The organism is Rhodopila globiformis (genome assembly GCF_002937115.1).
GTDB lineage: Bacteria > Pseudomonadota > Alphaproteobacteria > Acetobacterales > Acetobacteraceae > Rhodopila > Rhodopila globiformis.
In genome coordinates, this window is sequence record NZ_NHRY01000226.1 from 1 (window position 1) to 14,630 (window position 14,630).

The window sequence follows — 14,630 nt, forward strand, 5'->3', positions numbered from 1 at the left end:
GTTGTTCGCAGCGGTCACGCCAACGGACCCCGGACGGCCCGGCAAATGGTCCTTGATCCGCTCCCACTGGTCGTCGCGCAAGGCATGTCGATGCATCGGTCAGCCTCTCCAAAGCTGACTGCCTATGCATCGAAGAACCGGGGCTGCTGGAATCGGGAAGCCGCTTGTTGATCAACGATTCCGCCGCACTGTTGCAGCCCAGACTCACTCGGCTGGCTCCAATTGACGACACGCCCTAATAACCGGGATCGTTGGAGACGATTCGACAGTCCAGGCTACCGGTGAGTATCCTCGGGCGGCAAAACCGTGCGAGAGGAAACCACCCAATGAGCGTCAGCTGGACCGAGACGGTCAAACAAATCGCCGGCATCAACCTGCACCTGATCCGCGGCGGCGACGGCCCCACCGTGCTGGTGCTGCATCACGATATCGGCACCGTCGATCGCCTGCCGTTCTACGAGGCGCTGGCGGCGCGGTTCAACGTCCTGATCCCGCATCATCCCGGCTGGGGCAAGTCGGAGCGGCCGCAATGGCTGCGGCACCCGCGCGACATCGCGGCGATGTATGCCTGGCTGCTGTCGGACCTCAACGAACCGGGCGCCTCGCTGGTGGGGCTGGGCTTCGGCGGATGGATCGCGGCCGAAATGGCCAGCCTGGCGCCGGCAAGCTACCACCGGCTGGTGCTCATCGGCGCGATGGGGATCAAGCCGCCCGAGGGCGACATCGCGGACCAGGCGATCGTTTCGTATATCGATTACCCGAAGGCCGGCTTCCATGACGAGGCGGCGTTCAAGCGGGTGTATGGCGACGTCAGCACCGACCAGCTGGAGGCCTGGGACATCGCGCGCGAAATGAGTTTCCGCACCGCCTGGAAGCCGTACATGTACAGCCAGACCCTGCCCCATCTGCTGGGCGGCGTGCGTGCCCCCGCGCTGGTGGTGTGGGGCGACGACGACCGGATCGTGCCAACCAGCGCTGGCCAGGCGTATGCCAAGGCGCTGCGCGAGGCGACGTTCACCACCATTCCGGCCTGCGGCCATTTCGCCGAGATGGAGAAACCCGATGCGGTGGCGAAACTGGCGATCGATTTCATGACCCGGACCTGAGGGAGGCCATTTCCATGCATATGATGTATTTCACCGAGCAGCCGATGGCGGCCTATGACGCCAAGGCCGGCCTGGATTACGGCGCCACCGCACTGAATTTCTCCAACAGCTACTACAATCCGGTCGAGGGCAGCCGGCTGTACAACGAATACCTGGAAGAATACGCCCTGGTCGAGGAATGCGGCGCCGACGGAATCATGCTGAACGAGCATCACAACGCGCCGTTCTGCATGCAGGCCCGCACCAACATGTTCGCCTCGATTCTGGCGGCGGTGACCCATCGCGTGAAGATCGTCATCCTGGGCAATCCGCTGCCGCTGTCGGAGAATCCGGTGCAGCTGTCGGAAGAGCTGTCGATGATCGACATGATCTCGAAAGGACGGCTGGTGTCCGGCTTCGTGCGCGGCGGCGGGCAGGAGCAACTGGCGAACGGGGTGAACCCGGCGTTCAACCGCGAGCGCTTCGTCGAAGCGCACGACCTGGTGGTGAAGACCTGGACTACGCCCGGGCCGTTCCGCTGGGAAGGCACGCACTACCAGCAGCGGGTGGTGAACCCGTGGGCGCTGCCGTTGCAGAAGCCGTATCCGCGGGTGTGGATACCGGGGGTGCTTTCAAAGGAAACGGTGATCTGGACGGCGCAGCAGCGCTATCCGTACATCGCGCTGAACACCTCGATCGAGGCGACGAAGAAGATCCACGAGACTTACGACGAGGCCGCGCGGGAAGCCGGCTACACCCCCGGGCCGGAGAATTTCGGCTACCTGATCCGCGTGCACGTGCAGGATACCGAGGAAAAGGCGCTGCAGAACGCCCGGCAGTTCATGTGGATGCAGGGCGAGTTCACCGGGCTGGCGCACCCGGTCTGGGCCAATCCGGCGGGGTATTTCTCGCCGTCCGGCCGCCGCGGCTTCGTCGAGTTCGCTGTGGGGCGGGCGATCAATCCGCGCGGCAACCCGACCTTCGAGCAGCAGGTCGCCGACACGATGATCATCGCCGGCACGCCGGACCAAGTGATCGAGCGGCTGAAATACGTCGTCGAGAACACCCGCCCGGGCATCATGGCGCTGTGGGGCAACGACGGCACTGTCAGCAAGGAGGACCGCCGGCGCTGCATCCAGCTGATGTGCAGGGAGGTGATGCCGGCGATCAAGGAATTCGGCGCCGGCCTGGGGCTGAAGGACCCGTGGGAGGCGAACGCGCCGGTGCACCTGCGGTATTCGACCGACATCCCGACGCAGAAGCAGGCGGCGGAGTGACGCTGCGGTCGCCGGATCCGTTGCGGGGTCCGACGGCCGTTGTCTGCGGTGGGGGCGAAACAACGTCATCTCTTTGTCGTCATGGCCGGGCTTGTCCCTGGCTATCAGGACAGAGCGGCGATTGGAGAAGGACTTGGCGCCCGGTCCGTTGCTTCACCGTCATGGCCGGGCGTGTCCCGGCCATCTGCGCTCCGACGGTGGAGGGCGGATGGCCGGTACACGCCCGGCCATGACGATGGAGAGACGACTGGTTCCCGCACCCCCCCTTCTCCACCCCCGCCCATCCTGATACGCCCGCAAGCCCCTATGGCGTCCACCCTTGTAGCCACCCGGCAATTGCGGCAGGCTGCGGAAAAATCCATGGGAGGATACCGATGGCCAGCCTGTTGTCCCGCCCGCCGCAGCGCCTGCATCACCACGCCTATGTGGTGAAAGACCAGGAAGCGAACCGCCACTTCTTCGAGGACATCCTGGGCATCCCGCTCGCCGCGACCTGGTGCGAGCAGCATTTCAACACCTGGGTCAACCGGGACGTGGCGTTCTGCCACACCTTCTACAGCCTGGGCGACGGCGGCGCGCTGGCGTTCTTCTCGTTCGCGGACGACGAGGTCTATCGCAAGACCCAGGCGGAGAAGCCGGCGGAAATCGGCGCCTTCGACCATGTCGCCTTCAAGGTGGACGACGCGACCTATGACGAACTGGTGGCGCGGCTGAAGCAGGCCGGCGAGCCCGTGCGGGAAACCGACCACGGCTACTGCCGGTCGATGTACTGCACCTCGCCTGACGGGCTGGTCGTGGAATTCACCGTGGATCCGCCGGACGCCGCCAGGATCGAGGCGATCCGCCGTGCCGATGCGCACGCGGAACTGGCCCGCTGGATGGCGGGGGATCACCGGACCAACAACGATCTGCGGGCGCACACCGCGTAAGGCAGGACAGCCGGTTCCGGCCTGCCGGGTCACGCAGCGCTTCGGTCACACGCACATTGCCGCCGCGGGACGCACGCCGCCTGGCGGCGATTGCCTGCGCCTCGCATGCGGGCACAGTCCGGCCGGGCCGCCGGTTCCCATGCCGCGGCCGCTCGGCTCGCACCCTGCCCGGCTGGGCACCCGGCGGCAGGGAAGCGGCATGGGATGACGGCGCCCCTGGTCCGGTTCGCACGCCGCCGTCGCATCCGGGCCGCGACACGCCGTTGCCGCGTGCCTTTTCGTGCCGGACGGAGCCGCGCGCGAACACCGGCAGGAGCCACCCATCCGGCACCATCGTCGCCGCGTCATCACTTGATTGCTCCAAAGTCAAACGCCGCCGAAATTCATTCTTATATCGCACTGGACCCTCGCTTGTTTGGGAAATCCGTCCTGTAAAGCATGGTCGTCTACAACGCGCTTTTGCAAAAAGCCCACCTGATGACCGCCGGATTGTTCAAAGACGTTGCCATCTGCACGACCGCATATATGGTCCGGCCGCCTTGAACTGGAGACAGCCGGATTTCGTTTGCAACTTAACTCGTCACCCCAATCAGCAATCTAGGGTTCATTTAGACATCATAATGATGGCAATGGTATAGGCTCGCCCAGGGCCGATACTACGCCTTCTCTGCTGTACAAGGGATAATACATGAGCGGTACAACATCCTCCGGCGCGAGCAGCGCCGCCGCGGGCACCTCGACTCTGTCCGGCCTCCTGAGCGGGTATGCCGCCCGGCCGTCCTGGCAGGTCGCCGGCGTCGATTACGCCGTGGGCGACCCGTCCGGCCTGGCGGACCCGTCCTCCATCAACATGGCCGGCGTGTCGGTCGATGCCGCAAGCCACACCATCACCATCAGCGGCAGCAACGTCACGCTGAACGGTTACGACTTCAGCGGCGGCGGCGGATGGGGCGTCGACATCGCGTCCGGCGCCAGCAACGTCACCATCGAGAACAGCCATTTCCTCGTCGGCGGCAACAACAACGTGCCGATCAACGCGGCGGCGGGCAGTGGCGATGTCAGCGTGCTGGGCAACACGATCGACGGCAGCGGCGGCGGCAGCGCGGTCTGGGGCCTGGTCAGCTACGACGGATCGGGCACCTTCACGGCGAAGAACAACGCCTTCCTCAACGCGCCGGAGGACGGGATCGACTTCAATTCGGGCACGATGACGACGGATGTCGAGAACAACCTGTTCGAGAACATCGGCACCAGCCCCGGCTCGCATCCCGACCCCGTGCAGTATGTCGGAGTCACCTCCAACAACTCGGTCGAGGCCTACAACACCATCTACCAGCCCAATGCCAGCGGCGAGCAGGGCGTTCAGTTGCAGGCGCAGAACGGATCGACGCTGAACAACACGACGATCGACAACAACACGATCATCGCCAAGGGCGGTTCCTCGCTGGAAATGTCCTACTCGGTCGCGGTGATCCAGAACCCGGGCAACACCATCAACGGCGCAACGGTCGACAACAACTATATCGACTACAGCGGCGCCTATGGCCCATTCTACCCGCCCAGCGGCAGCAACCTGACGTTTGCCGGCAACGTCGATATGTCAACAGGCGCAACGATCCCCAACCCCAGTGGCACGTCGTCCTCCGGCACTTCCAGCGCCACGACCTCGCAGTCCAGCGACACGCAGAGCAGCACGCCATCCAGCGGCACGCAGACCACGGGCTCCGGCGGCAGTGCGAACAACAGCGGCGGCACGCAGGCCACGGGCTCCGGCGGCAGCGCGAACAACAGCGGCGATACGCAGAACCAGGGGAACACCGTCTCGGTGGACCAGAGCAACACCTGGGTGTCCGGACCGGCCGGCGGCATGCTGTTCATCAGTGGCTCGCAGGACACCGTGGACCTGACCGGCGGCGGCAGCACGGTGACCGACACGGGCGGCGGAAACACGTTCGTTCTGCCATCCTCCGGCACGCAGGGCGCCACGTTCACCAGCGACATCCTCAACCTGGGCGACAAGCTTGATCTGCGATCGGCACTTGCCGCCACGGACTGGAACGGCTCGGCTGATACGTTATCGCACTATATGTCGGTCACGACGTCGTCCAATGACGCATCCATCAATCTTGCATCGACCTCGGGCGGACCTGGAACGACGATTGCAACCATCTCCGGCGCGGCGAGCCTGGACCTCAACACGATGCTTGCACACGCAATTACCTGACACATCCGTCCACCGCCCGCGGTGGACGGATTCAACCCCGCTACCGGTGGTCATGCCACATGGGCAGGCAGCGGCCTGGGTCACGGCGCCCGAAAAGGCAACCCTGGCGCGAGCCGCCGCCGATGGGCGTGCGGCGCAGGGTCGCCTCCCCCCGTCGTGACCGGGACACGCCCCATGCGTATCAGGATATGGCGTCCGGCGGAGCAAGGGCTTCTCCCTATCGTCATGGCCGGGCGTGTCCCCACCAAATTCACACATCGTGCGAACGATCGTCCGATGGTCTTCAAAGTCGGGTTTTTGCGGCTCATTACGATACAATCGGAGCACCAGATCGGGCGACAGCGCGTCCAACCGTCCTCTATCGACGCTGCTACGGAATTGTTTCCACGATCTGTGAACCTGATAGGGCGTGTCCCGGCCATCTGCGCTGCGACGGTGGGGGGTGGATGGCCGGACACGCCCGGCCATGACGGTGAGAGAACGGCCGCGGCCCCAAATCCTTCTCTGGCCGTTGTCCTATCCTGATACCTGTGGGGCACGCTCGGCCATGACGACGTCGCAACGGTCTGCGCCCGGCTGGTTCGCCTCGGCATTATGGTACCCCCCGGGCCGGATCTCGCGGCGGCTTCGGCCGTCATCCCATCCTCCGCCCCTCGGTTGACACGCATCCCGCCGCCCGGCTTGCTCCCGGCAACGAACGGACGCGGAGGAACCATGCACATCGGCTTCAACCTGCCGATCAGCGGCCCGATGGCCACGCCCGGGACCATCGCCGCCATCGCGCAACTCGGCGAGGCCCTGTGCTTCGACTACCTGACGCTGACCGACCACATCGTCCTGCCCGACACCAGCACGCCGGGCTACCCGTATTCCCCCACCGGCGCATTCTACACCCCCGACCCGGGGCACCGGATGGAGCAACTCGCCACCGCCGCCTGGGTGGCGGCGAAGACCAGCCGGATCCGCATCGTGCTGGCGGTGATGGTCGTGCCGCACCGCCCCGCCGTGCTGGCCGCCAAGACCCTCGCCACCATCGACGTGCTGTCCGGCGGCCGCCTGACCGTCGGCGTCGGCGCCGGCTGGCTGAAGGCGGAACTCGACGCCGTCGCCACTACGCCGTTCGCCGAGCGCGGCGCGGTCACCGACGACACCATCGACGCGATGCGCGCCATCTGGACGCAGGACCGCCCCGTCTTCCACGGCCGCTACACCCACATCGACGGCCTGCTGGCCGATCCGAAGCCGGTCCAGAAGCCGCATCCGCCCATCTGGGTCGGCGGCGAGAGCGGCCCCTCGATGCGCCGCGCCGCCCGCATCGGCGACGCCTGGTATCCCATCGGCAGCAACAACGCCCACCTGCTCGACACCCTGCCGCGCCTGACCGCCGGCATCGCCCGGATGCGTGACCTGACCCGCGCCGCCGGCCGCGATCCCGCCGCCATGGGCGTCGCCTACCGCGTCAAGCGCCACGGCCAGCCTGCCCCGCCCGCCACCGATGGCAACCGAAAGTTGTTCACCGGCACCGTCGCTGACACGATCGAGGACATCGCCGCGCTGCGCGCCATCGGCGTCACCGCGCTCGATTTCGACTTCGAGGGCCGCGACGCGGCGCAGTCCGCTGCGGATATGAAAAAATTCCGCGAAGAGGTCTTGTCGCGCCTGCCGGATGCCACAACCTGAGGTCGCATGACCCTCGCCCAATCCCACATCGAACACGAACGCGGCTTCGCCCTCCACCGCCAAGGACTGGTCAAGGAGGCCGAGCCGTTCTACCGCGCCGCCCTGTCGCTCGATCCGGACTGCAAGGAAGCCTGGATGAACCTCGGCCTGACGGCCTTCACCCTCGGCCGCCGCGACGAAGCCCAGGCCTGTCAGCGCGAGGCGCTGCGCCTCGACCCCGATACGCCGGACGCGCACAACAACCTGGGCATGATCCACTACAGCCAGGGCCGCCTCGCCGAGGCCGAGAACTGCTTCCGCGCCGCCCTGCGCCTGGCCCCCGGCCACGCCAACGCGACGCTGAACCTGGGCTCGGTGCGGCAGCTTGGCGGCCATGTCGAGGAGGCCGAGGCCCTGTTCCGCCACGCCCTGGCGCTGGGCGTCGATCCCGTCCACGCCAACAGCAACCTCGCCCTGGCGCTGATGGAGCAGGTGCGGCCGGCGGAGGCCGAGCTGTGCTGCCGCGAGGCGCTGGCGATCAATCCCCGTTCCGCCGAGGCGCGCGCCAACCTGGCGCTGGCGCTGCTGACCCAGGGGCGGCTGGAGGAAGGTTGGCAGGCCTACGAATCCCGCTGGGAGGTCGAGGCAATGTCGGACCCCGCCCCGGCGCTGCCGCAGCCGCGCTGGACCGGCCAGGCGCTGCACGGCGAGACGGTGCTGCTGTACGCCGAACAGGGCTTCGGCGACACGCTGCAGTTCTGCCGTTACGCTCCGATGGTCGCTGCCGCCGGCGGCCGCGTCGTGCTGGTGGTGCCGAAGCTGCTGCGCCGGCTGATGACGACCCTGGACGGCGTCGCGGACCTGCTGACCGAGGAAGACGGTCCCCTGCCCCCGTTCGACTACCATTGCCCGCTGCTCAGCCTGCCGTTCGCCTTCGACACCAAGATGGCGACGATCCCCGCTCCCGCCACCTATCTGCGCGCCGACGCCGACGCCTGGGCGGACGTCCTGGATCCCCTGCCCGGCCTGCGGATCGGCCTGGTCTGGGCCGGCAAGTCGCGGACCGCGCAGCCGCATGCGGCGGCGATCGACAAGCGGCGCTCGATGCGGCTGGCCGACATGGCGCCGCTGTTCTCGGTGCCCGGGTGCAGCTTCGTCTCGTTGCAGCTTGGCCCGCCGGCCCGGCAGATGCAGGCGCCACCGCCGGGCGCGGTATTGCACGATGTCGCCCACCGGCTGGATGACTGGGCGGATACCGCGGACCTGATCATGGGGCTGGACCTGGTGATCGCCGTGGACACCGCGGTGGCGCACCTGGCCGGCGCGCTGGGCAAGCCGGTCTGGATGCTCAGCCGGTTCGACGCCTGCTGGCGGTGGTTTCTCGATCGCGACGACACGCCTTGGTACCCGAGTATGCGGATTTTCCGCCAGACCAGCCGCGGCGACTGGGCCGGGGTGATCGAACAGGTCAGGCAGGCGTTGGAGCGGGAGGCCGTCGCTGCCACCTCGTCATGCCCGGCGTAGGCCGTTGGGTATGCGGCACAGGCGCTGACGTAAAGGGGACCAGGGCGTGATCGTCGCCCTATCGTCATGGCCGGGACACGCCCGGCCATGACGGTGGAGAGAAGCCCCTGCTCCGTCCGGTCCCTTCTCGTGATACGCATGGGGACAAGCCCGGCCCTGACGGATGGGCAATCAGCCGGCGCCAGTCCGACCTCCCCTCACCACGCGAAGAACGGCACCGTGCAGACCGGCTCGACCTCCGCGTCGCGGGCGGCGCGTTCCGCCCCGGCCGTGTCGAAGCCCCCCGCCCCATCCGCCAGTTCCGCGCCGTGAACGCCACCCAGCACCCAGCAGGCCGCCAGATCGACCCCCGCGGCGCCGGCAATGTCGGTGCGCAGCGAGTCGCCGACCGCCAGCACCTGCTCGGGCGGCAGGCCAAGCTGCTCCAGCACCGGCTGGTAGATCGCCGGGTCAGGCTTGCCCAGCGAGCGCACGTCGCCGCCGAGTTCCTGGTAGCGCACCGCCAGGGCACCCGCACACAGCACGCGCACGCCGCCGCGGATCACCACAAGGTCGGGGTTGGCGCAGATCATCTTCAGCCGGTAGCGCGCGCATTCGGCCAGTTCCGCCTCGAACTCCGCCATGTCGCTGGGGTTGCGGTGATCGTCCGGGCCGGTGTTGAGTACGAAATCCGCCTCGGCCGGGGTGCCGGCGAGCCGCAGCGGCAGGCCGTCGAACACCGGGCGGTCGCGCTCCGGCCCGAGGTGATAGACGTGGGTGCCCAGTTCCGCCCACCACAGGTCGGGCGGCGAGCGCAGCGCCTGGCGCACCGCCTCGCCGCTGGTCAGGATGCCGGTGTAGAGGTCGTCGGCGATGCCCATCCGCTGCATCATGCTCTGCACCGCGCCGTTCGGGCGGGGGACGTTCGACAGCAGCAGGGTGCGCTTGCCGGCGGCGCGCAACTGCTTCAGGCACTCGACCGCGTGCGGGAAGGCGTTGACGCCGTCATGGATGACGCCCCACAGGTCCAGGACGAAGCCGTTGTAGCGCTCGGCCAGCGGGGCGAAGCCGGACAGGTGTTCCATTCAGATCTGCTCCGCCAGTTCCTTGGCCCGGGTGCCGACGGCATCCTGCACGCTGTTGAACCCGCCGTCACGCAGGGCGGCGCGCAGTTCCATCTTCAGCCGCGGGATCAGCGCCGGGCCCTGGTAGATGAAGCTGGTGTAAAGCTGCACCAGCGAGGCGCCGGCCTGGATCTTCGCCAGCGCGTCGCGCCCGGTGAAGATGCCGCCGACGCCAATCAGCACCAGCCGGCCGCGCGCCAGCAGCGACGCCCGCGCCAGCATGGCGGTGGACAGCGCCAGCAGCGGCTGCCCCGACAGCCCGCCGCTCTCCCGCGCATGGCGCGAGACAAGGCCGGGCGGTCGGGAAATCGTGGTGTTGCCGACGATCAGCCCCTGCGCGCCCTCCGCCACGCAGGTCTCCACCACCGCCGCCAGCCCGTCCTGCGACAGATCTGGGGCGATCTTGACCAGGATCGGCGGCCGGTTGGCGACGCCGGCGACGGCCTTGAGGATGGCGCGCAGTTGCGCCTCGGACTGCAGGTCCCGCAGGCCGGGCGTGTTCGGTGAGGAGACGTTGATCACCGCATAGTCCACCAGCGGCGCGACGGCCTGGATCAGCGCGGGGTAATCGCGGACCGGCTCGGCGCCCTGCTTGTTGATGCCGACGTTGGCGCCCAGCGGGACCGTGCGGGCCTGCAGGCGGCCGAGGTTGCGCAGGTAAGCCGCAAGCCCGTCGTTGTTGAAGCCCATGCGGTTGATCACCGCCTGGTCCTCGGTCAGGCGGAACAGGCGCGGCCTTGGGTTGCCCGGCTGCGGGCGCGGCGTGACGGTGCCGGTCTCGACGAAGCCGAAGCCCAGCCGCATCAGTGCCGCGCCGGCCACGGCGTTCTTGTCGAAGCCGGCGGCGAGGCCGATCGGGTTGCTGAAGCGCCGGCCGAGCACGGTTACGCCGAGCGCCGGGTGATCGGCGGCGGGCGCCGCGGGCGGCAATCGCAGCGACAGGGCGCGCAAGGCCAGGTTATGCGCCTGCTCGGGATCGAGCCGATGCAGGACAGGCAGCGCCAGGGATGAAAGGGTCGAGAGCATGGGGCGGGCCTTATGCCCGCAACCCGGCCCTGCTGAAAGGGCGAAAGCGCGATGGCGGGGAGATCGCCGAGCCGGACCCGGCGGGTTCCGCTCCGTCGCCGGCCGAGGTGTCACGCGGTGCCATACGCCTGGTCCGGCAAGGCGGCCGACCGACGGCATTGCCGCTTTGTCACCGGGTGCAATGGCCTTCAGCAGCGTGAATGGGAGCCGCGTCGCCGGCGGTGTCACTCCAGCGGTGGACCGGTCCTGCTCGCGGCACGGCACGGCGCGGTTGCCGAGATCTGTGCATGCGGTAGGGCAAGACCCCAACCATTCCGGCATGAATGGCCGCGCCTCGTTCCAGAGCGGCCCTTTTTTCTCACCTCCCGCGTCCCTTCACTCCCGAACGCCGCAACGTCGAATGACGTATCCCATACCCGAAATAGATCACCATCCCGACCACCAGCCACACGACCAGCCGCAGCCAGGTGTCTTCCGGCAGCCCCGCCATCAGTACCAGGCAGAACAGGATCCCCAGGATCGGCACGACCGGCACGCCCGGCGCGCGGAACGGACGGAACACGTCCGCGTCCGAGCGGCGCAGGTAGATCACCGCGCCGCACACCAGCACGAAGGCGAACAGCGTGCCGATGCTGACCAGTTCGCCCAGGATGCCGATGGGCACCAGCGCCGCGACGACGGCGACGACCGTGCCAATCAGGATCTGGCTGAGATACGGCGTGCGGTAGGTGGGATGGATGCGGTTGAAGAACTGCGGCAGCAACCCGTCATACGCCATGGTGTAGAAGATGCGGCTCTGGCCGTACAGCATCACCAGGATCACCGTCGTCAGCCCGGTCAGCGCGCCGAACTTGATCAGCACCGAGAACCAGGGCAGCCCGATGACATCGACTCCTCGGGCGATCGGGTCGGGGACATTCAGCGCGGTGTACGGCACCAGCCCGGTCAGCACCGCCGCGACCGCGATGTACAGCAGCGTGCAAATCACCAGCGACCCCAGAATGCCGATCGGCATGTCGCGCTGGGGATGGCGGGCCTCCTGGGCGGCGGTGGAGACGGCGTCGAAGCCGATGAAGGCGAAGAACACAACACCCGCGCCGCGCAGGATGCCGCTGTAGCCGTACTCGCCGAACGTCCCGGTGTTGGCCGGGATCAGCGGATGCCAGTGCGCCGTGTTCACGTAGCCGGCGCCCAGGGCAATGAACGCCACCACCACCGTCAGCTTGACCGCAACCATGACGTTGTTGAGCCGGGAGGACTCCCTGGTGCCGAGCACCAGCAGGGTGGTCAGCGCGGCGACGATCACCACCGCCGGCAGGTTCAGGATGGCCGTCGTCTGCGTGCCGTCCGCCAGCTTGATCACGGTGCCCGGCGCCGCCGCCAGGGTGCCCGGGATGGCAATGCCGAAATTGTGCAGCAGGCTGGTGACGTAGCCCGACCAGCCGACGGCCACGGTCGCGGCGCCCATGGCGTATTCCAGGATCAGGTCCCAGCCGATGATCCAGGCGAAGATCTCGCCCAGTGTCGCATAGGTGTAGCTGTAGGTACTGCCGGCCACCGGGATCATCGCCGCGAGCTCGGAATAGCACAGCCCGACGAAGGTGCAGGCGACGCCGCCCAGCACGAAGGACAGCATGATCGCCGGGCCGGCGAACTTCGCCGCCGCCGTGCCGGTCAGCACGAAGATGCCGGCGCCGATGATGGCGCCGATGCCCATCGAGGTGATGCTGACCGGCCCCAGGGTCTTGACCATCTGGTGACCGTGGGCATCGCCGGTCCGCATGATGGCCTCGAAGGATTTTCGCATCATCAGTCCCGTTTGCGGCATGGCGGGCGCCCCTTGTCTGCTGAGCCGGTGTTATGGTCCTGGAATGTGTACCCGGGCGGTCATATGGCGCAAAGCCGATACCACCGGGAGAGTCTGGACGATTCACGATACCGGACCCGGCATATAATCGTACCGGCCCCGTGGCAATCCAGCTTCTCCGGTCCGGACGCCCGGCCGCAGCGGCGCCGGCGGGTGCTGCTTCAAATGCAGGGCCTGGCGTGGAACAGCCGCTCCAGGTGTCGCCCGGACGCTCCAATCGTCGTGGTGGCCGCAGGGCCACCATCCACGCCATTCCGGGCTGATTTCGGCGGAAGGCGTGAATGCCGCGGGCCTCCGCCCGGCATGACGAGGGGCCTTGGCGGGCTGGCGCTCTGCCGCCCCTCGGCGCAGAGTCGCGCGAAACAGGCGGAGGGAAGCCATGAAGATCACCGGCGTCGAGACCTACTGGACCAGGATCCCGTTCGACATGGGCGCGAAGCCCGCGGCCATGGCCGGGCTGCAGTGGCAGGGCATGAACACGGTCTGGCTGCGCATCCTGACCGACGCCGGGATCGACGGCTGGGGCGAGGCGTTCGGCCACGGCTGCTCGGCCGCCTCGCTGGCGGTGCTGGATACCCAGCTTGCGCCGGCGCTGCCGGGGCAGGACGCGCGCGACATCAGCGGCCTGCGGCACCGCCTGTCGCAGGCGTTCCACCTGTATGGCCGCAACGGCACGCATGCCTTCGCCCTGTCGGCGCTGGACATCGCGCTGTGGGACATCGCCGGCAAGGCGGCGAACCAGCCGCTGTGGCGCCTGCTGGGCGGAGCGCCGGCCGAGACCCTGGCCGCCTATGCCAGCCTGCTGCGCTACCCCGATCCGGCGCAGGTTGCCGCCGCCTGCGAGCGCGCCGCCTCGCGCGGCTACCGCGACGTCAAGCTGCACGAGATCACCACCCCGGCGATCGCCGCCGCCCGCAAGGCGCTGGGCGACGGCGTCCGGCTGATGGTGGACGTCAACTGCCCCTGGACCATCTGGCAGGCGCTGGACATGACCCGGGACCTGGCGGAACTCGACCTGGCCTGGCTGGAGGAACCGGTCTGGCCGCCCGGCGACCACGAAGGCCTGGCCCGGGTGCGCCTGGAAGGCGGCATCCCGATCGCCGCCGGCGAGAACGCCGCCGGTCTGCACGACTTCCGCGCCGCCTTCGAGGCCGAGGCGCAGGACATCGCCCAGCCGAGCGTCACCAAAATCGGCGGCCCCTCGGCGATGATCGAGGTCGCCGCGCTGGCCCGGGCGTTCGGCGTGCGCCTGGTGCCGCACAACGCCTATTTCGGCGCCGGCTACCTGGCGTCATTGCACGTCAACGCCGCCCTGGCGCCGGACGCGCCGTTCGAGCGGCTGTTCGTCGATCTGGAGGCCAGCCCGTACGGCGACCTGCTGGAGGCGAAGGACGGCACGGTGCCGGTGCCGGCCGGCGCGGGTCTGGGACGCGATCCGGACATGGCGGTGCTGCGGCGGTACCTGGTGCAGGAGCCGCGGACACACAGCGCTGCGAAGTAATCACGTCGATCGCCTCTCGTTATTGCCTTGCACCGGGACAGTCCGCCGGGGTAACCCCATCTTCTTACTTCACTCTTACATAAGCTGCTGATAACATTGCACAAAATTCCGTTTCCGCTGCGTGCTGCCGGCTACGCTGCGAGGCCCGGCAGATCGAATGCCTTCTGCACCGGCGTCGGCCGCGTCACCACGGTCAGCGGACAGTTCGGATTGATCGCGGTGACGATGGTATGGCGCGCCAGTGTCGCCAGATCGGCCAGCAGCGTGCGGAAGCTGTGCACCGGCAGTCCATCCAGTGTCCATACCCGTCGTCTGCTTCCTGACCGCAGCCTTGGACCGCTGCGCCAGCGCCACCACGCTGCCGCGCAGAGCCTCTGCCTCGTCCTCGTCGGTGTCACCAAACAGCATCGGCGCCGGACGCTGGCGCATGTGCCA

The 14,630-nt window shown here is 67.9% G+C and carries 11 protein-coding genes and 1 pseudogene; 7 read left to right on the plus strand and 5 right to left on the minus strand.

Annotated features, from left to right (window positions below; all coding sequences use genetic code 11):
• Nucleotides 1–96: pseudogene (locus CCS01_RS35430) on the minus strand (IS5/IS1182 family transposase); the annotation flags it as partial.
• A gap of 230 nt (nucleotides 97–326) precedes the next feature.
• Between CCS01_RS35430 and CCS01_RS21620 the strand changes: the two are divergent.
• From CCS01_RS21620 to CCS01_RS21645, 6 genes are all read left to right on the plus strand, one after another.
• Nucleotides 327–1,106 (plus strand): alpha/beta fold hydrolase, encoded by a 780-nt coding sequence (locus CCS01_RS21620; protein WP_104520840.1) that lies wholly within the window; start codon nucleotides 327–329, stop codon nucleotides 1,104–1,106.
• Between the two features lie 14 nt (nucleotides 1,107–1,120).
• Entirely contained in the window at nucleotides 1,121–2,362 is a 1,242-nt protein-coding gene (locus CCS01_RS21625) for an LLM class flavin-dependent oxidoreductase (protein ID WP_104520841.1), read from the plus strand.
• A 374-nt stretch (nucleotides 2,363–2,736) separates the two neighbouring features.
• Nucleotides 2,737–3,291 (plus strand): VOC family protein, encoded by a 555-nt coding sequence (locus CCS01_RS21630; RefSeq protein ID WP_104520842.1) that lies wholly within the window; start codon nucleotides 2,737–2,739, stop codon nucleotides 3,289–3,291.
• Nucleotides 3,292–3,979: 688 nt separating this feature from the next.
• Nucleotides 3,980–5,515 carry a right-handed parallel beta-helix repeat-containing protein gene (locus CCS01_RS21635; RefSeq protein WP_104520843.1) on the plus strand — a complete coding sequence of 512 codons (1,536 nt, stop codon included), beginning with the start codon at nucleotides 3,980–3,982 and terminating at the stop codon, nucleotides 5,513–5,515.
• Between the two features lie 714 nt (nucleotides 5,516–6,229).
• The gene (locus tag CCS01_RS21640; RefSeq protein WP_158258530.1) at nucleotides 6,230–7,195 is read left to right on the plus strand and encodes a TIGR03619 family F420-dependent LLM class oxidoreductase; all 966 of its coding nucleotides are present in this window, start codon (nucleotides 6,230–6,232) and stop codon (nucleotides 7,193–7,195) included.
• A gap of 6 nt (nucleotides 7,196–7,201) precedes the next feature.
• Nucleotides 7,202–8,698: a tetratricopeptide repeat protein gene (locus CCS01_RS21645; RefSeq protein WP_104520845.1), complete on the plus strand. Its 1,497-nt coding sequence runs from the start codon at nucleotides 7,202–7,204 to the stop codon at nucleotides 8,696–8,698.
• Between the two features lie 197 nt (nucleotides 8,699–8,895).
• Here CCS01_RS21645 and CCS01_RS21650 read toward each other — a convergent pair whose 3' ends face one another.
• The 3 genes from CCS01_RS21650 to CCS01_RS21660 all read right to left on the minus strand — a co-directional run bounded on the left by CCS01_RS21650 (nucleotide 8,896) and on the right by CCS01_RS21660 (nucleotide 12,655).
• Nucleotides 8,896–9,762 (minus strand): TIGR01459 family HAD-type hydrolase, encoded by an 867-nt coding sequence (locus CCS01_RS21650; protein WP_104520846.1) that lies wholly within the window; start codon nucleotides 9,760–9,762, stop codon nucleotides 8,896–8,898.
• Nucleotides 9,763–10,827 carry a quinone-dependent dihydroorotate dehydrogenase gene (locus CCS01_RS21655; RefSeq protein WP_104520847.1) on the minus strand — a complete coding sequence of 355 codons (1,065 nt, stop codon included), beginning with the start codon at nucleotides 10,825–10,827 and terminating at the stop codon, nucleotides 9,763–9,765.
• 358 nt (nucleotides 10,828–11,185) lie between these two features.
• Nucleotides 11,186–12,655, minus strand: a complete 1,470-nt coding sequence (locus CCS01_RS21660; protein WP_104520848.1) for an amino acid permease — start codon at nucleotides 12,653–12,655, stop codon at nucleotides 11,186–11,188.
• 418 nt (nucleotides 12,656–13,073) lie between these two features.
• On the opposite strand from CCS01_RS21660, the gene CCS01_RS21665 reads away from it, so the two are divergent.
• Entirely contained in the window at nucleotides 13,074–14,195 is a 1,122-nt protein-coding gene (locus CCS01_RS21665) for a mandelate racemase/muconate lactonizing enzyme family protein (protein WP_104520849.1), read from the plus strand.
• A 131-nt stretch (nucleotides 14,196–14,326) separates the two neighbouring features.
• On the opposite strand, the gene CCS01_RS33905 is transcribed toward CCS01_RS21665, so the two are convergent.
• Complete coding sequence (locus CCS01_RS33905) at nucleotides 14,327–14,476, minus strand: hypothetical protein (RefSeq protein WP_158258531.1); 150 nt, start codon at nucleotides 14,474–14,476, stop codon at nucleotides 14,327–14,329.
• Nucleotides 14,477–14,630 lie beyond the last annotated feature (154 nt).